The sequence below is a fragment of the Ralstonia insidiosa genome (assembly GCF_008801405.1).
Classification (GTDB): Bacteria; Pseudomonadota; Gammaproteobacteria; order Burkholderiales; family Burkholderiaceae; genus Ralstonia; species Ralstonia insidiosa.
In genome coordinates this window covers 72,470-95,862 of the sequence record NZ_VZPV01000004.1, presented here as the reverse complement: position 1 = coordinate 95,862, position 23,393 = coordinate 72,470, and the positions used below count along the sequence as shown (strand labels likewise).

Annotated in this window: 21 protein-coding genes; 1 reads left to right on the top strand and 20 read right to left on the bottom strand. The window is 64.1% G+C overall.

Annotated features, from left to right (window positions below; all coding sequences use genetic code 11):
• Positions 1 to 13: 13 nt before the first annotated feature.
• The 16 genes from hisD to F7R11_RS24985 all read right to left on the bottom strand — a co-directional run bounded on the left by hisD (position 14) and on the right by F7R11_RS24985 (position 18,619).
• Positions 14 to 1,342 carry a histidinol dehydrogenase gene (hisD, locus tag F7R11_RS25060; protein ID WP_064805406.1) on the bottom strand — a complete coding sequence of 443 codons (1,329 nt, stop codon included), beginning with the start codon at positions 1,340 to 1,342 and terminating at the stop codon, positions 14 to 16.
• Entirely contained in the window at positions 1,339 to 2,028 is a 690-nt protein-coding gene (hisG, locus tag F7R11_RS25055) for an ATP phosphoribosyltransferase (protein ID WP_064805408.1), read from the bottom strand. Before hisG ends, hisD begins: the two co-directional genes overlap by 4 nt.
• Positions 2,029 to 2,035: 7 nt before the next feature.
• Positions 2,036 to 3,301 carry a UDP-N-acetylglucosamine 1-carboxyvinyltransferase gene (gene murA, locus F7R11_RS25050; protein ID WP_064806466.1) on the bottom strand — a complete coding sequence of 422 codons (1,266 nt, stop codon included), beginning with the start codon at positions 3,299 to 3,301 and terminating at the stop codon, positions 2,036 to 2,038.
• 110 nt (positions 3,302 to 3,411) lie between these two features.
• Entirely contained in the window at positions 3,412 to 3,648 is a 237-nt protein-coding gene (locus F7R11_RS25045) for a BolA family protein (protein ID WP_021197529.1), read from the bottom strand.
• 58 nt (positions 3,649 to 3,706) lie between these two features.
• On the bottom strand, positions 3,707 to 4,495 hold the full coding sequence (locus tag F7R11_RS25040; protein ID WP_021197530.1) for an ABC transporter permease: 789 nt from the start codon (positions 4,493 to 4,495) through the stop codon (positions 3,707 to 3,709).
• Complete coding sequence (locus F7R11_RS25035; RefSeq protein WP_021197531.1) at positions 4,492 to 5,448, bottom strand: ABC transporter ATP-binding protein; 957 nt, start codon at positions 5,446 to 5,448, stop codon at positions 4,492 to 4,494. Before F7R11_RS25035 ends, F7R11_RS25040 begins: the two co-directional genes overlap by 4 nt.
• A 253-nt stretch (positions 5,449 to 5,701) precedes the next feature.
• Positions 5,702 to 6,013, bottom strand: a complete 312-nt coding sequence (locus F7R11_RS25030) for an STAS domain-containing protein (protein WP_064805411.1) — start codon at positions 6,011 to 6,013, stop codon at positions 5,702 to 5,704.
• 64 nt (positions 6,014 to 6,077) lie between these two features.
• Complete coding sequence (locus tag F7R11_RS25025) at positions 6,078 to 6,713, bottom strand: MlaC/ttg2D family ABC transporter substrate-binding protein (RefSeq protein ID WP_021197533.1); 636 nt, start codon at positions 6,711 to 6,713, stop codon at positions 6,078 to 6,080.
• A gap of 153 nt (positions 6,714 to 6,866) precedes the next feature.
• Positions 6,867 to 7,682, bottom strand: coding sequence for an MlaA family lipoprotein (locus tag F7R11_RS25020; RefSeq protein ID WP_064805413.1), 816 nt, complete (start codon positions 7,680 to 7,682; stop codon positions 6,867 to 6,869).
• A 3-nt stretch (positions 7,683 to 7,685) separates the two neighbouring features.
• Positions 7,686 to 8,216 (bottom strand): outer membrane lipid asymmetry maintenance protein MlaD, encoded by a 531-nt coding sequence (mlaD, locus tag F7R11_RS25015; protein ID WP_064805415.1) that lies wholly within the window; start codon positions 8,214 to 8,216, stop codon positions 7,686 to 7,688.
• A 28-nt stretch (positions 8,217 to 8,244) separates the two neighbouring features.
• Positions 8,245 to 9,012 carry a lipid asymmetry maintenance ABC transporter permease subunit MlaE gene (gene mlaE, locus F7R11_RS25010; RefSeq protein WP_021197536.1) on the bottom strand — a complete coding sequence of 256 codons (768 nt, stop codon included), beginning with the start codon at positions 9,010 to 9,012 and terminating at the stop codon, positions 8,245 to 8,247.
• A complete protein-coding gene (locus tag F7R11_RS25005; protein ID WP_064805417.1) occupies positions 9,009 to 9,842 on the bottom strand; it encodes an ABC transporter ATP-binding protein in 834 nt (277 codons plus the stop codon). Before F7R11_RS25005 ends, mlaE begins: the two co-directional genes overlap by 4 nt.
• Before the next feature lie 260 nt (positions 9,843 to 10,102).
• Positions 10,103 to 11,134, bottom strand: a complete 1,032-nt coding sequence (locus F7R11_RS25000; protein WP_064805419.1) for a tripartite tricarboxylate transporter substrate-binding protein — start codon at positions 11,132 to 11,134, stop codon at positions 10,103 to 10,105.
• A gap of 177 nt (positions 11,135 to 11,311) precedes the next feature.
• On the bottom strand, positions 11,312 to 12,775 hold the full coding sequence (locus tag F7R11_RS24995; RefSeq protein ID WP_064805421.1) for a glutamate synthase subunit beta: 1,464 nt from the start codon (positions 12,773 to 12,775) through the stop codon (positions 11,312 to 11,314).
• A 136-nt stretch (positions 12,776 to 12,911) separates the two neighbouring features.
• Entirely contained in the window at positions 12,912 to 17,624 is a 4,713-nt protein-coding gene (locus F7R11_RS24990) for a glutamate synthase-related protein (protein ID WP_231973110.1), read from the bottom strand.
• A 269-nt stretch (positions 17,625 to 17,893) separates the two neighbouring features.
• Positions 17,894 to 18,619, bottom strand: a complete 726-nt coding sequence (locus F7R11_RS24985; protein ID WP_064805425.1) for a transposase — start codon at positions 18,617 to 18,619, stop codon at positions 17,894 to 17,896.
• A 273-nt stretch (positions 18,620 to 18,892) separates the two neighbouring features.
• On the opposite strand from F7R11_RS24985, the gene F7R11_RS24980 reads away from it, so the two are divergent.
• Positions 18,893 to 19,567: an OmpW/AlkL family protein gene (locus F7R11_RS24980; RefSeq protein ID WP_064805428.1), complete on the top strand. Its 675-nt coding sequence runs from the start codon at positions 18,893 to 18,895 to the stop codon at positions 19,565 to 19,567.
• Positions 19,568 to 19,717: 150 nt separating this feature from the next.
• Here F7R11_RS24980 and F7R11_RS24975 read toward each other — a convergent pair whose 3' ends face one another.
• The 4 genes from F7R11_RS24975 to F7R11_RS24960 all read right to left on the bottom strand — a co-directional run bounded on the left by F7R11_RS24975 (position 19,718) and on the right by F7R11_RS24960 (position 23,385).
• A complete protein-coding gene (locus tag F7R11_RS24975; protein ID WP_064805430.1) occupies positions 19,718 to 20,443 on the bottom strand; it encodes a carbonic anhydrase in 726 nt (241 codons plus the stop codon).
• Positions 20,444 to 20,523: 80 nt separating this feature from the next.
• Positions 20,524 to 21,690, bottom strand: coding sequence for a deoxyguanosinetriphosphate triphosphohydrolase (locus F7R11_RS24970; protein ID WP_064805432.1), 1,167 nt, complete (start codon positions 21,688 to 21,690; stop codon positions 20,524 to 20,526).
• 19 nt (positions 21,691 to 21,709) lie between these two features.
• The gene (gene aroB / locus F7R11_RS24965; protein ID WP_064805434.1) at positions 21,710 to 22,816 is read right to left on the bottom strand and encodes a 3-dehydroquinate synthase; all 1,107 of its coding nucleotides are present in this window, start codon (positions 22,814 to 22,816) and stop codon (positions 21,710 to 21,712) included.
• Positions 22,813 to 23,385 (bottom strand): shikimate kinase, encoded by a 573-nt coding sequence (locus F7R11_RS24960; RefSeq protein ID WP_192840354.1) that lies wholly within the window; start codon positions 23,383 to 23,385, stop codon positions 22,813 to 22,815. The genes aroB and F7R11_RS24960 overlap by 4 nt, the downstream gene beginning before the upstream one ends.
• Positions 23,386 to 23,393 lie beyond the last annotated feature (8 nt).

Below are 23,393 nucleotides of genomic sequence, written 5' to 3'. Positions count from 1 at the left end.
TGCGGAGTCGTGTTTATTCAGAGGCGGTGCGTTGCAGGCGGTATTCAGCGCTGCGTGCATGCGCCTGCAGACCTTCGCCGTAGGCCAGCTCGGCGGCAATCTCACCCAGCATCTGCGCGCCGGCTTCGCTCACCTCGATCAGGCTCGAGCGCTTGATGAAGTCGTACACGCCCAGCGGCGACGAGAAGCGCGCCGTGCGCGAGGTCGGCAGCACGTGGTTCGGGCCCGCGCAGTAGTCGCCCAGCGATTCGCTGGTGTACTTGCCAAGGAAGATCGCGCCGGCGTGGCGAATGCGTTCGGCCCACTGGCGCGGGTTCTCGGCGGAAATCTCCAGGTGCTCGGGCGCGATGTCGTTGGCAATCTCGCACGCCTCTTCCATGTCGCGCACCTTGATGAGCGCACCGCGGCCCGACAGCGATTCTGCAATCACGCCCCGGCGCGGCATGTCTTCGAGTTGGCGGTTGATGCTGGCTTCCACCTGTGCGATGAACTCGGCGTTCGGGCATAGCAGAATCGATTGGGCCAGCTCGTCGTGCTCGGCCTGCGAGAACAGGTCCATCGCCACCCAGTCCGGGTCGGTCGTGCCGTCGCAGATGACGAGGATTTCCGACGGCCCGGCGATCATGTCGATGCCGACCGTGCCGAACACGCGGCGCTTGGCGGCGGCCACATACGCATTGCCCGGGCCAACGATCTTGTCGACGGCGGGCACGGTGTCCGTGCCGTAAGCGAGTGCACCCACAGCCTGCGCGCCGCCAATCGTGAACACGCGGTCCACCCCGGCGATGCACGCCGCGGCCAGCACCAGCTCATTGCGCACGCCACCCGGCGTGGGCACCACCATGATGATTTCCTTGACGCCGGCCACGCGTGCCGGAATCGCGTTCATCAGCACCGACGACGGATACGCCGCCTTGCCGCCAGGCACGTAAATGCCCACGCGATCGAGCGGCGTGACCTTCTGGCCGAGCACCGTGCCGTCGGCTTCTGCGTATTCCCAGCTGTGGGTGCCGCACTCGATCTTCTGCTTCTCGTGGTACGCACGCACACGGGCGGCTGCCGCTTCCAGCGCCGCGCGGCGCTTAGGCTCCAGGCCGTCCAGCGCGGCTTGCAGCACAGTGGGCGACAGTTCCAGCGCGGCCACGCTGTCGGCTTCGATACGGTCGAAGCGCTGCGTGGCTTCCAGCACGGCAGCATCGCCGCGCGCTTTCACGTCGGCCAGGATCTGCGCGGCAGCGCGGTCGATGGCTTCGTCTTCGCTCGCCTCGAAAGCGAGCACCTGGCGCAGTTGCGCCGCGAATCCGGCGTCGGCCGAATCCAGCTTACGGATACTCAAGCTCATGCGGTTTCCCCAACAAGCGCGTCCTGGGCGGAAGCACGCTCGAAAGCGTCGAGGATCGGCGCCAGCCGCTCGCGCTTGAGCTTCAGCGCAGCCTGGTTGACGACCAGTCGGGACGAGATCTGCACGATCTCCTCCACCTCGACGAGGTTGTTCGCGCGCAGCGTGCCGCCGGTGCTGACCAGGTCGACGATGGCATCGGCCAGGCCCACCAGCGGGCCCAGCTCCATCGAGCCGTACAGCTTGATCAGGTCGACGTGCACACCCTTCTTGGCGAAGTGCTCGCGCGCGGTGTTCAGATACTTCGTCGCCACCGACAGGCGCGCACCCTGGCGCACCGCGTTGGCGTAATCGAAGCCCTTGGGCACCGCCACCGACATGCGGCAGCGGGCGATGTTCAGGTCGATGGGCGCATACAGGCCCGCCATGCCGTGCTCCATCAGCACGTCGCGGCCGGCCACGCCGAAATCCGCCGCGCCGTATTGCACGTAGGTCGGCACGTCGGAAGCACGCACGATGATCACGCGCAGCGCCGGGTCCGACGTCGGCAGGATCAGCTTGCGCGAGGTTTCCGGGTCTTCCGTCACCTCGATGCCGGCGGCCTTCAGGAGCGGCAGCGTCTCTTCAAAGATGCGCCCTTTGGACAGCGCCAGCGTGAGCTGATCGGGAGCGGACTGGATTGCGTTCATGGCTGACTTAACCTTGGATGCGGCGGATCTTCGCGCCGACAGCGGAGAGCTTGTCTTCGATGCGGTCGTAGCCGCGGTCGAGGTGATAGATGCGATCGACCAGCGTCTCACCCTGCGCAATCAGGCCGGCAATGACGAGGCTGGCCGAAGCACGCAGGTCCGTCGCCATGACAGTCGCGCCCGACAGTTGCTCAACGCCCGTCACCACGGCCGTCTTGCCGTCGATGACGATGTTGGCGCCCAGGCGGTTCAGTTCCTGCACGTGCATGAAGCGGTTTTCGAAGATGGTCTCCGTCACCGTGGCAGAGCCCTCGGCAACGGCGTTGAGCATCATGAACTGCGCCTGCATGTCGGTCGGGAAGGCCGGGTATTCCGAGGTGCGGAAGCTCACGGCCTTCGGGCGACCCGTCATCTGCACGCGGATCCAGTCGTCGCCCGTGGTGAGCGTCACGCCAGCTTCGCGCAGCTTATCGAGCACGGCATCCAGGATGCCCGGTGGCACGCCGCGCAGCGTCACGTCGCCGCCGGCTGCAGCCACGGCGCACAGGAACGTACCGGCTTCAATGCGATCGGCAATCACCGTGTGCTCGGCGCCGTGCAGCGCTTCCACGCCCTGGATCACGAGGCGGTCGGTACCGATGCCCTCGATGCGCGCGCCCATCTTCACGAGCAGGTTGGCGAGGTCGGTCACTTCCGGCTCGCGTGCGGCGTTTTCCAGCACGGTTTCGCCGTCAGCCAGTGCGGCGGCCATCAGCAGGTTTTCGGTGCCCGTCACCGTCACCATGTCGGTGACGATGCGCGCGCCGTGCAGACGCTTGGCGCCATCGGCGAGCTTCGCTTCGATGTAGCCGTGCTCGATGACGATCTCGGCGCCCATCTGCTGCAGGCCCTTGATGTGCTGATCGACCGGACGCGCGCCGATGCCGCAGCCGCCCGGTAGCGACACACGCGCATGGCCGAAGCGCGCCAGCAGCGGCCCCAGCACCAGGATCGACGCACGCATGGTCTTCACCAGGTCATACGGCGCTTCCGGCGAGTGGATGTTCGCGGCGTCCAGCGTGAGGTTGTGGCCATCCAGCGCACCTTCCACGCCCATCTGACGCAGCAGCTTGAGCATCGTGCGCACATCCTGCAGGTTGGGCACGTTGTTCAGCGCCAGCGCCTCGGGCGTCAGCAGCGCGGCACACATGATGGGCAGCGCGGCGTTCTTGGCGCCAGACACGCGGATTTCGCCCGACAGCGGGCCATTGCCTTCAATCAGCAGTTTGTCCATGAGCGAGACGTCTCGTCGTGCACGTTGGGTGGGGCGCTCAGCGAGCGCCAGGTCGGAATCGGATTCAGCGGAAACTTCAGCGGTAACAACAGCGGGATCAAGCTCGGCCATCAGGATTGCCACTCCGCCGGGGTGAGCGTCTTCATGGACAGCGCGTGGATCTCCGCGCGCATGCGATCACCCAGTGCGGCATAGACGAGCTGGTGACGCTGGATCAACCGCTTGCCTTCAAACTGCGCGCTGACGATGGTGGCGAAGAAATGCTGGCCGTCGCCCTCGACTTCGAGGTGCTGGCACGGCAGGCCGGTTTCGATGTACTGCTTGACTTGTTCGGGTGTGGGCAACATGGCCTTCCCTCTCCTGCAAAACGTTAGGGTGGTGCGTCGTGTTGGTTTTATGGACGCATCAATGGCGCAGCTTGTAGCCCGTGCGCAGCATCTGCAGGGCAATCCCCCCCACCACGACCAGCGCGATCAGCATCACGCCGAGGCTCGTCGCCACCGGCACATCGGACACGCCGAAGAAGCCGTAGCGGAAGCCGTCGATCATGTAGAAGAACGGGTTGGCGTGGGACACTGCCTGCCAGAACGGCGGCAGTGAATGGATCGAATAGAACACGCCCGCCAGGAAGGTGGCCGGCACGATCAGAAAGTTTTGGAACGCGGCGAGCTGGTCGAACTTCTCCGCCCAGATACCCGCGATCAACCCCAGCGTACCGAGCACGGCGGCGCCCAGCACGGCAAAAACGATAATCCACAGCGGCTGTGCGAAGTGCAGATGTGCGAACAAGGTCGTCACGATTAGCACGCCCGTCCCCACTGCCAGACCGCGGATGACGGAGGCACACACGTAGGCTCCGAACATCTCCCAGTGCGACAGCGGCGGCAGCATGATGAACACCAAGTTGCCGGTGATCTTCGACTGAATGAGCGAGGACGAACTGTTCGCAAACGCGTTCTGCAGCACGCTCATCATCACGAGACCGGGCACTAGGAAAGCGGTGTAGCTGAGTTGATCGAACACCTTCACGCGGTCTTCCAGCACGTGGCCGAAGATCAGCAGGTACAACAGCGCGGTCAGCACCGGCGCAGCCACGGTCTGGAAGCTCACCTTCCAGAAGCGCAGCACCTCCTTGTACAGCAGCGTACGGAAACCGACCCAGCGGCCCGGCAGGCTCTCGGGAATGGCGCTCATGCTGCAGGCTCCAGTGCGGTCTCGGGTGTTTGCGGTACGGCGGGAATGCCGCCTTCGCGGCGCATGATCTGCACGAACACGTCTTCCAGGTCAGCCTTGGCGATTTCCATGTCGTCGATCTCGCACCCGGCCTGACGGCAGGTCGAGAGAATCTGCTCGACCTCGCCGTAGCCCGACAGACGCAGGCGCACACTGCGCTCGCCGTGGTTGCCGGGTTGACGCAGACCTTCGAGCGACGCGGGCAACGTGCCGTTCGCGAAGCTCAGCACCAGTTGCAGCCCGGCAAATTGCGACAGCAGGTTGGCCGTGCGATCGAGCGCCACCACTTCGCCAAACTTGAGCATGGCGATGCGGTCGCACAGGGATTCGGCTTCTTCCAGGTAGTGCGTGGTCAGCACGACGGTGTGGCCCTCGCGGTTCAGGCGCGAAATGAATTTCCACAGCGTCTGGCGCAATTCGACGTCTACACCGGCGGTCGGCTCGTCCAGCACGATCACCGGCGGGCGGTGTACCAACGCCTGCGCGACGAGCACGCGGCGCTTCATGCCCCCCGACAGCGCGCGCATGTTGGCATCGGCCTTGTTGGTCAGGTCCAGATTGGCCATGACCTCGTCGATCCAATCGTCATTGTTGGTCAGGCCGAAATAGCCCGACTGTAGGCGCAGCGTTTCGCGCACCGTGAAGAACGGATCGAACACCAGTTCCTGCGGCACCACGCCGAGCTTGCGGCGCGCCGTGCGGTAGTCGGACACGACATCGTGACCGAGCACGCGCACGCTACCGGAATCGGCACGATTCAGGCCCGCGAGGATGGAGATCAGCGTGGTCTTGCCCGCGCCGTTGGGGCCCAGCAGGCCAAAAAACTCGCCCTGCTCGACAGACAGGCTCACGCCCTTGAGCGCTTGCAACGACTTGTAGCGCTTGCGGACGTCAGCGATTTCGATGGCTTTCATGGCCGACAAAGTGAACTACTCTGCGCATCTCGTGACCGCTGATCCACATGATCACCGCGGCCCCGGACGCCGCACAGAACGGCGGCAGAGCGACAAACCCAGAATTATAGGGGAACTGCACCAACAGACGGCGGCGCGGCTTACAGCGCGGCACCGAAGCTGCACGAAATGCCAGAAGCGGCGCGCGCGGCGCCCTGGCCGGGGCGCGGCATCGCGGTGTTGGGGAAGACACTGCCCAGCACCGGACGCCGCCTCAATGTCGTGCGTGGTGGTGTTCAGCAGACGCCGGCACGGTGGCCAGCAGAGATTCGACGCCGTAAAGCGCGGCGAGATTGGACAGCGCCTCCGGGGCGCCTGCGATATCGAGGGCGATACCGGCGGACTGCGCCGTGCGCTGCCACGACAGCAGCACCGCCAGCGCGGAAGAATCAACCTGCGACAGCCCCGCGCAATCGACACGCAGCGTGGGAGTGCCCGCCTCGCGCGCCTGGCCGAGCTTCGCCTCGCCCTCGCGCAGAACGCGCGGCGCTTCGAGCTGAGTCAGCGGGCCGGACAAGGTCAACATGGTCGAGTCAGAAAAAGAAACAGCGGCCGAATTGACCGCTGCGTCGATTCTACCGGAGTCCGACTTACTTTGCCGGGCCCTTGGCGAGCTGTGCGTTGCGCTCATCCAGGAATTGCACCAGGCCAGCCACGCCGCCCTTCTTGCTAATCACGTCGGCAAACTGGTTCTTGTATGTTTCCGACAGCCACAGGCCGCTGATGTTGATGTCGTAGACCTTCCAGCCGTTGGCCGTCTTTTCCATGCGGTAGTCCAGGGCCACCGGCTCGCCGTTGTTGTTGACGGTCGAGCGCACCACCACGTCAGTGTCGGCCGGGTCAGCACGGAACGGCTTGTACGTGACGGTCTGGTTCTTCACGTTGGACAGTGCGCCAGCGTAGGTGCGGATCAGCAGCGTCTTGAAGCCGTCCTGAATCTGTTGCTGCTGCTCGGGCGATGCCTGGTTCCAGAAACGGCCCATGGCGATCTGCGTGGTGCGCTTGAAGTCAGCGCGCGGCACGATCTTCTGGTCGACCAGTTGGAAGACCTTGGCCATGTTGCCGCCGCGCAGGTCCGGGTCGCCCTTGATGGTGGTCAGCACGTCGTCCACCGCAGTCTTGACGGTGGTTTGCGCGTCAGCCTCTTGAGCGTGTACGGGGGCGGTTGCCACAGCAGCCGTCAGCGCCAGGCCAGTGAACAGGGAGCGGAGGAGTTTCTTCAACATAGCGCGTCCTTCTAGTGTGATTTATGGGTCGCTTGCAGCACGCTGGCCACAATCTTGTTGGCGATTAGAACAGACCGCCCGGTCGGGAGTTCGCCCAAAGGCGGTCAGTTTTACGCCTTGTCACCTTTGAGGCGACGCTGTTACGTGTGGTGATCAGCGGCGGAACACCGGCCAGTTGGGCGTGAAGCGGTGATACGGCGACACGGTGGCATCGCCGGAATCGGACGACTTGTCCGACGATTTCGTGTTGTCTTGATCTTCCGGCAGGTTGCCGTCGTAGATCAGATAACGGCGGCGCTGCAGGTAGGCATCGCGCAGGAATGTGTACTTGTCGAGGGCGGCGGCATCAAGCACATTGCCAGCCGAGAGCAAGTTCGCTCGCGCATCAACCACGCGCACCGCAGCCAGCGAATACGTGATGGTGTCGTTGTGCCAATACGTCAGCGGATCCAACTGCCAGTCGACCAGGAAGCCCGCCGTGTCACGTACGGTGCTCGGCCCCAACAGCGGCCACACCACATACGGGCCAGCCGGCACACCCCACACGCCCAGCGTCTGGCCGAAGTCTTCCTTGTGCTTGGGCAAACCGGCGTCCGACGCAATGTCGATCAAGCCGCCCAGGCCCAGCACGGTGTTGATCGCCACGCGCATCGTGTCTTCCAGCGCGGCAGTGCCCTTCAACTGCAGCAGGTTGTTGACGGCCGAGTAGACATCGCCCGCATTGGAGAAGAAGTTCGACACCGCCGTGCGCGCCGGCGACGGCACCACGTCAACATACGTTTGCGCGATGGGCTTGAGCACGCCCTTGTCGAGGTCTTCGTTGATGCGGAAGACTTCGCGGTTGAACGGCTCGATCGGATCGGCCGGATTGGCGTTCGGGCCCGTGGCGCAGCCCGCCAACAGTGAGACACCAGCTGTCAGGGCCAGCGCCAAACCGCGCAATGTGTGGATGGACGTTCTTGTTTTCATGGTTTATTTGCTCCCACTGCCCTCGGCCGGCTTGGCTCCGCCAGCGCTACTACCGTTGCTACCGTTGCCGCCAGCACCGGCATCTGCGGCCTTGCTGTACAGGAACTGGCTGATCAGGTTCTCCAGCACCACCGCCGACTGCGTCATCGTGATCTTGCTGCCGCTGGCCAGCATGGCCTCATCCCCACCCGGCTCGATGCCGATGTACTGCTCGCCCAGCAGGCCCGAGGTCAGGATCTTGGCCGAGCTGTCCTTCGGAAACTGGTAGCGCTGATCCATGTCGAGCACGACGCTGGCTTGGTAGGTCTTGTCGTCAAACAGGATCTGCGACACCCGGCCGACCACCACGCCCGCGCTCTTGACCGGCGCACGCACCTTCAGGCCACCGATGTTGTCGAAGGCAGCCTTCACCTGGTAGGTCTTGGAAAAGGAGAACGCGCTCATGTTGCCGGCCTTGAGCGCCAGGAACAGCAGCGCCACGATGCCCACCAGCACGAACAGTCCGACCCAGAAATCGAGGAGGCTCTTACGCATGATTCTTTCTCGTTGAATGTCTGACGGGTCAGCTGAACATCAGCGCCGTCAGCACAAAGTCCAGCGCCAGCACGGCCAGCGACGCGATCACCACGGTACGGGTCGTCGCGCGCGACACGCCCTCGGGCGTCGCCTTGGCCTCGTAGCCCTGATAGAGCGCGATAAAGGTCACGGCCACGCCGAACACCACACTCTTGATGACGCCGTTGACGACGTCGCTCATCACATCCACGCCAGCCTGCATCTGCGACCAGAATGCACCAGGATCCACGCCGATCAGGCCTACACCCACAAAGTATCCGCCCAGAATACCCACCGCGCTGAAGATCGCCGCCAGCAGCGGCATGGCGATCAAACCCGCCCAGAAGCGCGGCGCCAGCACGCGGGCCAGCGGGTCGACGGCCATCATTTCCATGGCGATCAGTTGCTCGCCGGCCTTCATCAGGCCGATTTCAGCGGTGAGCGACGTACCAGCGCGGCCGGCAAACAGCAGCGCCGTCACCACCGGACCCAGCTCGCGCACCAGCGACAGCGCCACCAGCAAGCCCAGCGCCTGCTCGGAACCATAGCGATTGAGCGTGTAGTAGCCCTGCAAGCCCAGCACGAAGCCAACAAACAGCCCGGACACGGCAATGATGATGAACGAATCGTTGCCGATGAAGCGCAGTTGCTCGATCACCAGACGCGGGCGGCGCAGCACGTCGCCCGAGGCAGCAAACAGCGCGAACAGCGTACGCGTCGCGTAGCCCAAGCGGCTGATCAGCCCGCGAACGAGGAAGCCGATGGAGGAAATCATCGCCCGCCTCCGTTCTTGCCCAGGCCGAAGTCCTCGGCCAGCGGCACGCCCGGATAGTGGAACGGCACGGGACCGTCCGCCTCGCCGTGCACGAATTGGCGCACGAACGGGTCCGTCGACGCCGTCAACTCGGCCGGCGTGCCCTCGGCCGCAATGCCACCGTTGGCAATGAAATAGACGTAGTCGGCGATGTGGAACGTCTCCTGCACATCGTGCGAGACGATGATGCTGGTCGCGCCCAGCGCGTCGTTCAGCTTGCGGATGAGCGAGGCGGTCAGGCCCAGGGAGATCGGGTCCAGCCCGGCGAACGGCTCGTCATAGAGGATGAGGGATGGGTCCAGCGCAATCGCGCGCGCCAGCGCCACGCGCCGCGCCATACCACCGGAAATCTGCGACGGCATCAGGTCGCGCGCACCGCGCAGGCCGACGGCGTTGAGCTTCATCAGCACGAGATCGCGGATGAGGAGTTCAGGCAGTTCAGTGTGTTCGCGCAGCGGAAATGCCACATTGTCGAACACGGACATATCGGTAAACAGCGCGCCGAACTGGAACAGCATGCCCATCTGGCGGCGGGCGGCGTACAACGCCGGCTTGTCCATGGCGCCAATGTCCTGACCGAGCACGCGCACAGTGCCGGCTGCCGCCCCAACCTGCCCGCCGATCAGCCGCAGGATCGTTGTCTTGCCGCAGCCCGAACCGCCCATGACGGCCACCACGCTGCCTTTGGGCACGCGCATGCACAGGCCGGACAAGATGCTCCGCGCGCCTGGCTGGTAGGCGAAATCGACCTGGTCAAGCTCGACGACGGCGTTGGTAGGCTGGGTGGACACGGTGGAGTTCGGTGCTGAGGGCTCGGCTCGTTTGCGGTCGATTTGCGGCCCTGGGTGACGCTTGAGGCGGGCCGCATCTTGTTATGTTCGCTAGCCGTACCGGCTCGATACGGCCCGCCATTATAGGTGGAAACCCGTGCAGCCCGTCAGTCACTCCATGCTTACCTACAGTTTGTGTGGCTTGAGCGCCGCGCTGTTGGCACGTGGTCTTGCCGCCCGCTGAAAGTAGTGCGCAAGGCGCGGCGCCCCCCCCCTATGTGTCACTCACCGGTATCGACGCGCAAGTCCACTTGGCGGATCAGCCCCTGCCAGTGGCTGGCATCGCGGCGTGCGGCCTGGGCGAGGGTATCGGGCGTGTTCCACTCCGGCTCGAAGCCCCCCGCTCGCAATGTGGCGAGAACATCGCTTGAAGTGAGCGCACGACGGAATTCGGCAGCTGCGCGCATCGACAGCGGCTTGGGCGTGCGTGCCGGCATGAACGCCCCAACCCACGCGCTGTAGTCGAACCCGGCGAGCCCCGTCTCGCGCAAGGTCGGCGTGGTGGGCGCGAACGTCGAACGCGCCAATCCCGTCACGCCCAACAGCCGCAACTGACCGTTGGACACCCCCGTCGACAGGCTTGGATAGCAGGCGAAACACGCTGCCATGCGCCCCGCCAGCACCTGCTGCACGAGTCCCGCTTCGCCGCGGACAGCGACGTGCGGTGCGTGGAAGGCGTAGTCACGCACAAACTGCTCGGCGACGAGGTGGGACCAGGTGCCGATGACGTCCGAACCGCAGTTGACGGAAACGGACTCCCCATGCGCCTGGGCGATCAGTTCGGTGACAGAAGTGATGGGCAGTCGCGCATCGACTGCCAGGAACAACGGTAGCGTGGCCACCATGGCCACCGGCTGGAAGTCGCGCAGCGGATCATATGGCGCGGGCTCCAACGCCGGCTGAATGACAAAGGTGGTTTGCTGGAGCAGCAGCGTATGACCATCGGACGGCGCACGTGCGACCAGATCACCAGCGGCCATGCCGTTGGCAGCCGGGCGGTCGTCCACATCGGCCAGGCGACCGATCTGCTGCTGCAATTGCGTGGCCAGCGCCCGGGCGACCGCGTCGAACACGCTGCCCTCGGCGGCCGGCACGACCAATCGCAGCGGATGCGAAGGATAGCCCAGCAGTTCCGCGCGCGCCGGCAATGCCAGCGCTGCCGGCAGCGCACCCAGCCAGGCAATAGCCCGGCGTCGCCGCGGGTCGGGCGTATCGGGCACATCTGCGCGCAAGTTGCTGTCGCAGGCTCGCATCGTGGCTTGGAGGTCGGGGGGCATTTCATTCTAGAAATCCGCCCTGCCGCGCTGAACCCCGGTAAACCATGTCGATGTAAACCATGAGGCATAACGGCCCTGTCACAACGCAACTCGCGCGCCGCAAAGAAAAAGGCCCGCCGAAGCGGGCCCTGAGTCAAACGGTCAACCGCGTGGTCAGCGCGGCAGTTCCGTATGGCCCATGAGAAACGCGTCCACCGAGCGAGCAGCCTGACGGCCTTCGCGGATGGCCCACACGACCAGCGACTGGCCGCGGCGCACGTCACCGGCGGCAAACACCTTCGGCACGTTGGTGGCGTAGGCGTTGTCACCTTCGGTGGCGGCGCGTGCATTGTTGCGCGCATCCTTGGTCACGCCAAACGCATCCAGCACACCGCCGACCGGGTTGGTAAAGCCCATTGCCAGCAGCACGAGGTCGGCCTTGAGCGTGAACTCGCTGCCTTCGACTTCGCTCATCTTGCCGTCCTTCCACTCCAGGCGAACGGCCTTAAGGCCGGTCACGCGGCCGTTCTCACCAATGAGTTCCTTGGTGGCGACCGACCAATCGCGCTCGCAACCTTCGTCGTGCGACGACGACGTGCGCATCTTGATCGGCCAGTACGGCCACACCAGCGGCTTGTTCTCTTCTTCCGGCGGACGCGGCAGCAGCTCGAACTGCGTGACCGATGCGGCGCCATGGCGGTTGGACGTGCCCACGCAGTCCGAACCCGTGTCACCACCACCGATCACGATGACGTGCTTGCCATCCGCGCGGATCGGGTTCGGCGCATCGCCGGCCACTTCCTTGTTCTGCGGGATCAGGAATTCGAGCGCGTAGTGCACGCCATCCAAATCGCGGCCCGGCACCGGCAGATCGCGCGGCACTTCCGAACCGCCCGTCAGCACCACGGCATCGAACTGCTTGAGGATGTCGTCGGCGGAGATAACTTCGCGTGCGTCATTGACGATGCCGGCCGGCACGGTCTTGTCGCCCACCATCACGCCGGTGCGGAACGTCACGCCTTCGGCTTCCATCTGCTGCATGCGGCGATCGATCTGTGCCTTCTCCAGCTTGAAGTCGGGGATGCCGTAACGCAGCAGGCCGCCGATGCGGTCATTCTTTTCGAACAGCGTCACGTCGTGACCGGCGCGTGCCAGTTGCTGCGCGGCAGCCATGCCAGCGGGGCCCGAACCGACCACGGCCACGGTCTTGCCGGTCTTGTGCTTGGGCACTTGCGGTGCGACCCAGCCTTCTTCCCAAGCCTTGTCGATGATGGCGTGCTCGATCGACTTGATGCCGACCGGCAGTTCATTGATGCCCAGCGTGCAAGCCGCTTCGCACGGTGCCGGGCAGATGCGGCCCGTGAACTCGGGGAAGTTGTTGGTCGAGTGCAGCACCTCGATCGCGGTCTTCCAGTCCTGGCGATACACCAAGTCATTGAAGTCCGGGATGATGTTGTTGACCGGGCAGCCGTTGTTGCAGAACGGAATGCCGCAGTCCATGCAGCGTGCGCCCTGGATCTTGGCTTCGTTGTCCGCCAGTGCGAACACGAATTCCTTGTAGTGCTTCACGCGCGCTTCGGGCGCTTCGTATCCCTCGTTCTGGCGGGGAAATTCGAGAAAACCGGTCGCCTTGCCCATGGTGTCCTTCCTGTCTCGACCTTGCCGGCACAGCCGTGCTGTTCAGGCGGTCGAGCCTATCTTGTGAGGTTGCGTTGTATTCGGTGGTGGCGAATGGCTGGTCACGAAGACCAACCATTCGCCAAGTCGCTTGGAATCAGGCCGCGATCTGCTCGCGGGCGGCTTCCTGTTCGCGCTCGTACATCTCAGTCAGTGCGCGCTTGTACTCGGTCGGGAAGACCTTGACGAAGCGGCGGCGTGCGTTGCTCCAGTCGGCCAGCAACTCCTTGGCACGCTCGGAGCCGGTGTAGCGGAAGTGCTTTTCCACCAGCGCCTTGAGCAGTTGCTCGTCGAGCACGCGCTCGCCGCCCACCTTGTGCCAGGTCGCCTGCGTATGCGCCTTCTCCTGGTCCGCCGCCGACAGCACGGATTCCAGCGCGACCTGCGCGGTGTTGCAGCGCTTGTCGAACAGGCCGTCTTCGTCATAGACGTAAGCCACGCCGCCCGACATACCTGCCGCAAAGTTACGGCCGGTCGCGCCCAGCACGACGACGGTGCCGCCGGTCATGTATTCGCAGCCGTGATCGCCCGTGCCTTCCACCACCGTGGTGGCACCGGAGTTACGCACCGCGAAGCGCTCGCCGGCCACGCCGTTGAAGAACGCCTCACCCGCCAGCGCGCCGTACAGCACGGTGTTGCCGACGATGATGTTGTTGGTCGGCTCGCCGCGGAACTCATGCGGCGGACGCACGATCACGCGACCGCCCGACAGGCCCTTGCCCACGTAGTCGTTGCCGTCGCCCACCAGGTCCAGCGTGATGCCGTGCGCCAGGAACGCCGCGAACGACTGCCCGGCCGTGCCCTGCATCTGCACATGGATCGAATCATCCGGCAGACCTTCGTGGCCGTAGCGCTTGGCCACTTCGCCCGAAAGCATCGCGCCCACGGTACGGTTGACGTTGCGCACCGGCTGGATGAACGAGACACGCTCGCCCTTCTCCAGCGCTGCCTTGGCCTTCTCGATGAGCTGGTGATCCAGCGCGCGATCCAGGCCGTGGTCTTGCACGTCGACCTGGTAGCACGGCTCGCCTTCCTTCTTGGCCGGCTGGTAGAAGATGCGCGCGAAGTCCAGACCGCGTGCCTTCCAGTGTTCGATGCCGGCCTTGGTGTCCAGCAGATCCGCGCGGCCGATCAGCTCGTTGAACGAGCGGATACCCAGCTGCGCCATGATCTCGCGCACTTCTTCGGCCACGAAGAAGAAGTAGTTCACCACGTGCTCGGGCTTGCCCGAGAACTTCTTGCGCAGCACCGGATCCTGCGTCGCCACGCCCACCGGGCAGGTGTTCAGGTGGCACTTGCGCATCATGATGCAGCCCTCGACCACCAGCGGTGCGGTGGCGAAGCCGAATTCGTCTGCGCCCAGCAGCGCGCCGATCACGACGTCGCGGCCGGTCTTCATCTGGCCATCAGCCTGCACGCGGATGCGGTTGCGCAGGCCGTTGAGCATCAGCGTCTGCTGCGTCTCGGCCAGGCCCAGTTCCCACGGTGTACCGGCATGCTTGATCGACGACCACGGCGAAGCACCCGTGCCGCCGTCATGACCAGCGATCACCACGTGATCAGCCTTGGCCTTGGCGACACCCGCAGCCACCGTGCCCACGCCCACTTCCGACACCAGCTTGACCGACACGTCCGAACGCGGGTTCACGTTCTTCAGGTCGTGGATGAGCTGCGCCAGATCTTCAATCGAATAGATGTCGTGGTGCGGCGGCGGCGAGATCAGGCCCACGCCCGGCACGGCGTAACGCAGCTTGCCGATGTAGTCCGTGACCTTGTGGCCGGGCAGCTGACCGCCTTCACCGGGCTTGGCACCCTGGGCCATCTTGATCTGGATCTGGTCAGCGGAGGCCAGGTACTCGGCCGTCACGCCAAAGCGACCCGAGGCCACCTGCTTGATCTTCGAGCGCAGCGAATCGCCCTCTTGCAGTTCCAGATCGCGCTCGACCACTTCGCGGCCGATCACGTCCGACAGCTTGGTGCCCTGCTTGATGGGAATGCCGCGCAGCTCGTTGCGATAGCGGCGCTCGTCTTCACCGCCTTCACCCGTGTTCGACTTGCCGCCGATGCGGTTCATCGCCACGGCCAGCGTGGTATGTGCCTCGGTCGAAATCGAGCCCAGCGACATCGCACCGGTCGCGAAACGCTTGACGATCTCCTTGGCCGATTCCACTTCTTCCAGCGGAATGGCGCGCGCCGGGTCCACCTTAAACTCGAACAGGCCGCGCAGCGTCATGTGGCGCTTGCTCTGGTCGTTGATCAGGTTGGCGTATTCCTTGTACGTCTGGTACGAATTCGCGCGCGTGGCGTGCTGCAGCTTGGCGATCGAATCCGGGGTCCACATGTGCTCTTCGCCGCGGACGCGGTAGGCGTATTCGCCGCCGGCATCGAGCATGTTGGCCAGCACCGGCGCATCGCCAAAGGCGTCGCGGTGCAGGCGCAGCGCTTCCTCCGCCACTTCGAAAATACCGATGCCGCCCACGTTCGATGCGGTGCCGTGGAAGTACTTGTCCACCAGTTCACGCGACAGGCCGATCGCTTCGAAGATCTGCGCGCCGGTGTACGACATGTACGTCGAGATGCCCATCTTCGACATCACCTTGTGCAGACCCTTGCCGATCGCCTTGGTGAAGTTGTAGACCGCCTTCTCGGCCGTCACGCCCAGGCCCGGGGCCAGCTCGGCCAGCGTTTCCATCGCCAGGTACGGGTGCACGGCTTCGGCGCCGTAGCCAGCCAGCAGGGCGAAGTGGTGCACTTCGCGGGCCGAACCCGTTTCGACGACCAGACCCGTGCTCGTGCGCAGGCCCTTCTCCACCAGGTGATGGTGGATGGCGGACGTGGCCAGCAGCGCCGGAATAGCAGCCTGCTTTTCGTCCACGGCGCGGTCCGACACGATCAGGATGTTGTAGCCCGACTTGACGGCATCGACCGCCTCGGCGCACAGCGAGGCCAGGCGTGCTTCGATGCCTTCCTTGCCCCACGCCACCGGGTAGCAGATGTTCAGCTCGTAAGCCATGAACTTGCCGCCGGTGTAGTGCTCGATGTTGCGGATCTTCGCCATGTCCTTGAAGTCCAGCACGGGCTGGCTCACTTCAAGGCGCATCGGCGGGTTGATGTTGTTCAGCTCGAGCAGGTTCGGCTTCGGCCCGATAAACGAGACGAGCGACATCACCACGTTTTCGCGGATCGGGTCGATCGGCGGGTTCGTGACCTGCGCGAACAGCTGCTTGAAGTAGTTGTAGAGCGTCTTGTTCTTGGAGGACAGGACAGCCAGCGGGCTGTCGTTGCCCATGGAGCCGGCGGCTTCTTCACCGTTGGCGGCCATCGGCGCCATCAAGAACTTGACGTCTTCCTGCGTGTAGCCGAACGACTGCTGGCGATCGAGCAGCTTGGCGGCCGGCTTGGTTTCGGCAGCCACGTCTTCCGGCTTGGCTTCCAGCTCGTCGAGCTTGATGCGCACGGCGTCGATCCAGCTCTTGTACGGCTTGGCGTTGGCCAGGTTGTCCTTGAGCTCCTTGTCGTCGATGATGCGGCCCTGCTCCATGTCGATCAGGAACATCTTGCCCGGCTGCAGGCGCCACTTCTTGACGATGCGCGACTCAGGGATCGGCAGCACGCCGGCTTCCGACGCCATCACGACCATGTCGTCGTCGGTCACGTAGTAGCGCGCCGGACGCAGGCCGTTACGGTCGAGCGTTGCGCCGATCTGGCGGCCGTCGGTAAAGCAGATGGCGGCGGGGCCGTCCCACGGCTCCATCATCGCGGCGTGGTATTCGTAGAAGGCGCGACGGTTGTCGTCCATCAGCGTGTGCTGTTCCCACGCTTCCGGAATCATCATCATCATCGCCTGGGCCAGCGGGTAGCCGGCCATCGTCAGCAGTTCGAGGCAGTTGTCGAACGATGCCGTATCCGATTGGCCCGGATAGATCAGCGGCCACAGCTTGGGCAGGTCGTCACCCAGCACCGGCGACGAGATGCCGCCCGTGCGGGCGTTGATCCAGTTGACGTTGCCCTTGACGGTGTTGATTTCGCCGTTGTGGGCGACCATGCGGTACGGGTGCGCCAGTTCCCAGGCCGGGAAGGTGTTGGTCGAGAAACGCTGGTGCACCAGCGCCAGCGCCGAGACCGTGCGCGGGTCAGCCAAATCCTGGTAGTAGCGGCCGACCTGCTCGCACAGCAGCAGGCCCTTGTAGACGATCGTGCGCGCCGACATCGACGGCACAAAGTATTCCTTGCCGTGCTTGAGCTTGAGCGCCTGGATGGCGTGGCTGGCGGTCTTGCGGATCACGTACAGCTTCCGCTCCAGCGCGTCGGTGGTCATGATGTCGCGGCCGCGCCCGATGAAGATCTGGCGGATCACCGGCTCGGTCTTCTGCACCGTGGGCGACATCGGCATGGTCTTGTCGACCGGCACATCGCGCCAGCCCAGCACGACCTGGCCTTCCAGGCGCACGGTGCGCTCCAGCTCCTGTTCGCAAGCGAGGCGCGAAGCGTGTTCCTTTGGCAGGAAGATCATACCGACGCCGTATTCGCCGGCCGGCGGCAGGTTGATGCCCTGCTTGGCCATCTCTTCGCGGAAGAACTGATCGGGAATCTGCAGCAGGATGCCCGCGCCGTCGCCCATCAGCGGGTCAGCGCCGACGGCGCCCCGGTGGTCGAGGTTGTGCAGGATACGCAAGCCTTGCTGGACGATCTCGTGGCTCTTCTTGCCCTTGATGTGAGCGACGAAGCCGACGCCGCAAGCGTCGTGTTCATTGGTCGGGTCGTACAGACCCTGGGCCGACGGCTGGGTAGGGAAAGAATGTTGTTCCACGGCGATCTTCCGATGTTGTGGGTACAGCGCGCCGAGGAGTCCACACCTTGGCCCTCACATGGGTGCAGGGCGTAGACAGATAACAATGGCGCGCCGCACCATGAATGCGGGGTGGAACGAATATAAAAGAGCGATTCGTAACAGGCAAAAGTTTTTAAATGGGGTCGGAGTAAATTAATAAATGCACACCATCGGTGCGGGTTAATAAATGGGGACAGGTTAATTTGGTGCGGATTGGTGCGCCCTGCACCGACCACCTTGGCGCCCGGCTATTCCACGGGGGCGGCGTCCTCTGCTCCCACCTCTGCGGTTTTACGCGGCGGACGGCCTTTGGGCAGCGGCGCGACACGGCGACCACCTGAACGCGCCAGGGTGGTCAGGAAAGCCTCGCCGCCCAGCGGCCAGCCGCTATGCACGTGCTGCCGGATCTGCGCGAGTTGATCGGAGCCGAGCCCCTCGTGCCAGAGCGTCCGATAGCGTGACTGGCGCTCGAAAGGTGTGTTGCCAAGGCGCCAATAGCAATAGTGGTCACTCACCCACGGAATCGACTGGATGCCAACGTGGTGGCGATACGTGCTCCACCGGTCGTCGTCCGGCGTGGTGACGAGACCACCTCGTACTGCATTGGACTCCACGTACAGCAGCATTGGCAGCACCCACTCGGCCGGGTCCAGCACGGTCGAGCGGAAGCGCCCCTCCCACAGCGTGCCGCTGCGGTCGGCCGCGCCATTGAAGTAGCGCGTATAGCGTCGCCCCACGGCTTGCAGCGTGCGCGACAGGCTATCTACCACCTTGGGCGTGCCCACCAGGTGCACGTGATTGGGCATCAGTGAGAAGGCGTGGATGGCGAAATCGTGCTCGCGCGCAGCCATGCGCAACGTGTCGAGGTAGAAGGCATAGTCCTCGTCCGTGCGAAAAACGGCCTGGCGATTGTTGCCGCGCTGCAACACGTGCACGGGAACATCGATCGGGCTAAGGCGAGGCAGGCGTGCCATGACGGAAAAAGCGGGCAGAGAAAGCGCACATCCTAGCGTGATAGCGCCGAATCTGTCCCCAATTTTTCACAGGGCAAACGGTTGCGTTTCGGCTGTCGCCCGAGCGCAACGAGAATCGCCCACATTCGCGGCCGGATTTGCCCGATATCAAACCGCGAAGCGCGGGAGCTTCGGCCCGCGCCTCGAATTGATCCCGCGCAAATCGACCCGCCCGCATTGCCGCGAGACTGGCTCCCGTCACATTCACAAGACGATATCGAGAGGGAGCGTTTCATGGCTTTTGCACGCCTCGCCACAGCTGCGGCAATTACCGGTGCCCTTGCTGGCATCTTCAGCCCAACCGCGTTTGCGCAGAGCACCGACCTGGCGCCGGCCACCGGCAACTGGATGGTGCGCCTGCGCGCCGTCAACCTGATGGCCGCCAATAAATCCGACCCGGTGAACGCACTGGCCATTCCGGCCGACGCCATCCAGATCAACAACAAGGCGTTCCCCGAGCTGGACGTCTCGTACTTCTTCACGCCGCACATCGCGGCCGAGCTGATCCTGACCTATCCGCAACAACAGGACGTGACGGTCATGAAGAGCGCGCTGGGTGGCCCGACCAAGATTGGCGACTTCCGCCACCTGCCGCCAATCCTGACGCTGCAATACCACTTCACGCCGGAATCGCGTTTCAAGCCGTACGTGGGCGCCGGTATCAACTACACACGCATCTCGAACGTGAACCTGCAGGTGCCGGGAGTCGGCCAGCTGGACTTGAGCAAGAACAGCTTCGGCCCCGCGCTGCAGGTGGGTTTCGACTACCGCCTGACCGATCGCATCTACTTCAACATGGACCTGAAGAAGACCTGGATCAGCGCCGACGTGAAGATGGCCGGCCAGACCATCAGCAAGGTCAAGGTCGACCCGTGGCTGCTGGGTATCGGCCTGGGCTACCGCTTTTAACTTTGAGGGAGACGATCAGCGAACAGACCTTCTTCTGATCGACTTTTCCGACGTGCCGCAGGGGTCGTCGACGGCGGGGGCGCTCGTCGACGGTGGTTGGCGCGTTCGGCCCGGCATGCGTTGGGGCGGCCGGGCATTTTTTTTGGGCGCTTACCTTTTGAGCGGTGCCGGATCGAACTGCGTGACGATGCGACCGTCAAGCGGCTGAGGCGTACGGAAGTTATCGGCGTAGAAGCCGCGTAGCGCGTCAAGCTGTGCACGCGACGCCGTAATCGGTTGCTTCAGCACATACCACTCGACGTTCTCGGTCAGCGGCGGCGTGGTGAGCGAGCCGAGGTAGTGATAGTAGGCGTCACTCTTGGGCAGCAGATCAGCCGGGGCGACAGCAGGCACTTCGTGCGCCGCTCCCTTGCGCGCAGCCTTGAGAACGGCGTCGAGCGCGGGGTTAGCAGCACCCTCTTCCAGCATCACGCCGATCACCGCCATGCGACCATCCTTGGCCACATGCACGAGGTGCACCTCGGCCGGAAACGACTTGCCGTCGATGGTGTGCTCGCTGTGCGCGTGGAAGTGGAACTGGCGCAACATGAAGCGACGCCCGCGAATCTTCGCATCACCACCGGGCACGTTCACCTGCAGGGCGTGGCCCGTATCGACAACCATGCCGGCAAGCGTACCGTAGTGCGGTTGCACGGCATCGGGCTCATCTTCATCCACGGCCACCGCATCAGCGGTATGGATGTTGATGGGCGACTGAAATGCATCGTGCACTGCGTGCCATTCGGCCTGGTGCTGGTAATCGAAATGATCCGCCGGGCTGGCGGCATGAGCGTTGAACGCCGAGGCGATCAGCAACGGCAAAAGGAGGCGGCGCATAAGATAAGCTGGATGACAGATTGGCTGTCATCCTAGGCACCGTCTAAAGCCCCGTCAGTCAGAATTGTCCGATATCGGGTTCAGGCGGCATCGACCGCAAAGATGCGCCGATGCTCTTTGATGGCATACCGATCCGTCATGCCGGCGATGTAATGCGCGATCCAGCGCGGCTGCTCCTCGGGGTGGGCTTTGGCCTGATACTGCGGCGGCAGCAGACGCGGATCATCCAGGAACGCGCCAAACAGGTCATCGATGATGCGACGTGCCTTGGCGGCCATGCGCATCACGAGATAGTGGCGGTAGAGGTTGTCGAACAGGAAGCGCTTGAGCACGCGCGCCTCTTCACGCATCGGTTCAGAGAACGCCACGAGTGCGGGCGCCGCACGCACGTCATCGATATTTTGCGGCGCAACCCCGGCGATGCCCGCGCGCGTCGAGGCAATCAGATCGACGATCAGCGCATTGATGATCCGGCGGATCGTCTCGTTGATCAGGCGCCGGCCACCCGCATTCGGAAACGCCGCCTCCGCCTCGCGGCGTTGGATCGCCCATAGCGGCACGTCTTCCAGTTGCTCTAGGGTGATCAGGCCGGAGCGCAGGCCATCATCGATATCGTGGTTGTTGTACGCAACCTCATCCGCGAGGTTGGCCAGCTGCGCCTCCAGCGAAGGCTGCCGCCCTTCGAGAAAACGCCGCCCCAGATCGCCCAGCGTGGCGGCGTTGTTGCGCGAGCAATGTTTGAGGATGCCCTCACGCGTCTCGAACGTCAGGTTCAGACCGTCGAAACCGCCGTAACGCTCCTCCAGTCGATCCACCACCAACAGGCTCTGCAGGTTGTGCTCAAAGCCGCCGTACGGCTTCATGCAATCGTTGAGCGCATCCTGCCCGGCGTGCCCGAACGGCGTGTGGCCCAGGTCGTGCGCGAGCGAAATCGCTTCAACCAAATCTTCGTTCAACCGCAGGCTACGGGCAATCGAGCGGGCAATCTGTGCGACTTCGAGGCTGTGCGTCAGACGCGTGCGGAACAGGTCGCCCTCGTGGTTCACGAAGACCTGCGTCTTGTACTCGAGCCGGCGAAAGGCGGTGCTGTGGATGATGCGATCGCGGTCGCGCTGGAACTCGGTGCGCGAGGTGGAGGGCGGCTCCACGTGGATACGGCCGCGCGTCTGCGCCGCATGCGCGGCGTAGGGAGCGAGATGGCCCTCGAGATCGAACGGCGCGGGCGGCAAATCGAGTCGATCGTTCATCGGGCCATCTCTTCTGGCGTCAGGCGACGGGCGCCTCGGTGGGTGGGTGCAGCACCGCATGCTGCAGGGTAGCGCGCAAGTCGCTGTCGGGCACGGTGGTCACGAACGCCTGGCCCAGCTTGCGCAGCAGCACGAACTTGATCTCGCCGGCTTCGGCTTTCTTGTCGACGCGCATTAGCTCAATGAAACGATCGATGCCCAGATCCGGCGCCACGGTTGGCAGGTTGGCCGCCCGCGTGAGCGCAGTGATGCGGTTGCGTGTGTCGATATCGATAAAGCCCAGGCGATGCGACAGATCGGCCGCCATCACCATGCCGCAGCCGACGGCCTCGCCATGCAGCCACTCGCCGTAACCCAGGCCGGCCTCGATGGCGTGCCCGAAGGTGTGGCCGAAATTGAGCGTGGCACGCAGGCCGGTTTCGCGCTCGTCCTGCGCCACCACAGATGCCTTGATGCGTACCGAGCCGCGCACGGCTTCGGCCATCAGGCCGGTGTCGCAGCTGTTGAGGCCGGTGATGTTCTGCTCGATCCAGGCAAAGTAATCGGCATCGGCAATCGCGCCGTGCTTGATGACTTCGGCCATGCCGGCGGCCAGTTCACGTGCAGGCAGCGTGCGCAGCGTGTCGATGTCGGCCAGCACCGCCTGCGGCTGGTGAAATGCGCCGATCATGTTCTTGCCCAGCGGGTGGTTGATCCCCGTCTTGCCACCCACGGAGGAGTCCACCTGCGACAGCAGCGTCGTCGGCACCTGGATGAACGGCACGCCGCGCATATAGCAAGCGGCAGCAAAGCCGGTCATATCACCAATCACGCCACCACCCAAGGCAATGAGTGTGGTCTTGCGGTCGGCGCCCGCCGTCAGCAGCGCATCAAAAATGCGGTTGAGCGTTTCCCACTTCTTGAACGACTCGCCATCGGGCAGCACAACCGTATCGACAGCCTTGCCGAGCGAACGGACAGCCGCTTCAACCTTGGCGGCATACAGCGGTGCAACGGTCTCGTTGGTGACGATCACGGCGCGCGCGCCGCGAATATGGGGGGCAAACAGCGCTGCCTGGGAGATCAGCCCCGAGCCGATATGGATCGGATAGGCGCGATCGCCGAGGTCGACATCGACGGTAATCATGACTGAGGGGAGACTTGCGAGGAGGTGGAGGAATCCGCTGGCGGCGCCACGATGCCGGCCACCTCAAGTTGCATCAGCACCATATTAACAAGCTGGGCGACGGTGGGCTTGCCGGTCTCGATGACAAAGTGTGCCACCTCGCGGTACAGAGGATCGCGAATCGCGTGCAGTTCTTCAAGCCTGGCGCGCGGGTTTTCTGTCTGCAGCAGCGGCCGGTTCTTGTCGTGCCGCGTGCGCAGATACAAGTCGTGCGGATTGGCGCGCAGGTAGATGACGGTGCCACGCTCGCGCAGGAAGGCGCGATTCTCGGGCCGCAGCACGGCACCACCGCCCGTCGCGACGACCACGCCGCTGCGCGCAGTCAACTCGTCGATCACATGGGTCTCGCGATCGCGAAAGCCCACCTCGCCTTCATGCTCGAAGATGATGGGAACACGTACGCCACAACGCGTTTCGATCTCGTGGTCGGAGTCGAAAAACGGCAGATCGAGCCGGCGCGCCACCGCACGGCCGACCGTCGTCTTACCGGCGCCCATCAGGCCGACGAAAAAAACGTTGGAAACTGACAAAATCGCGT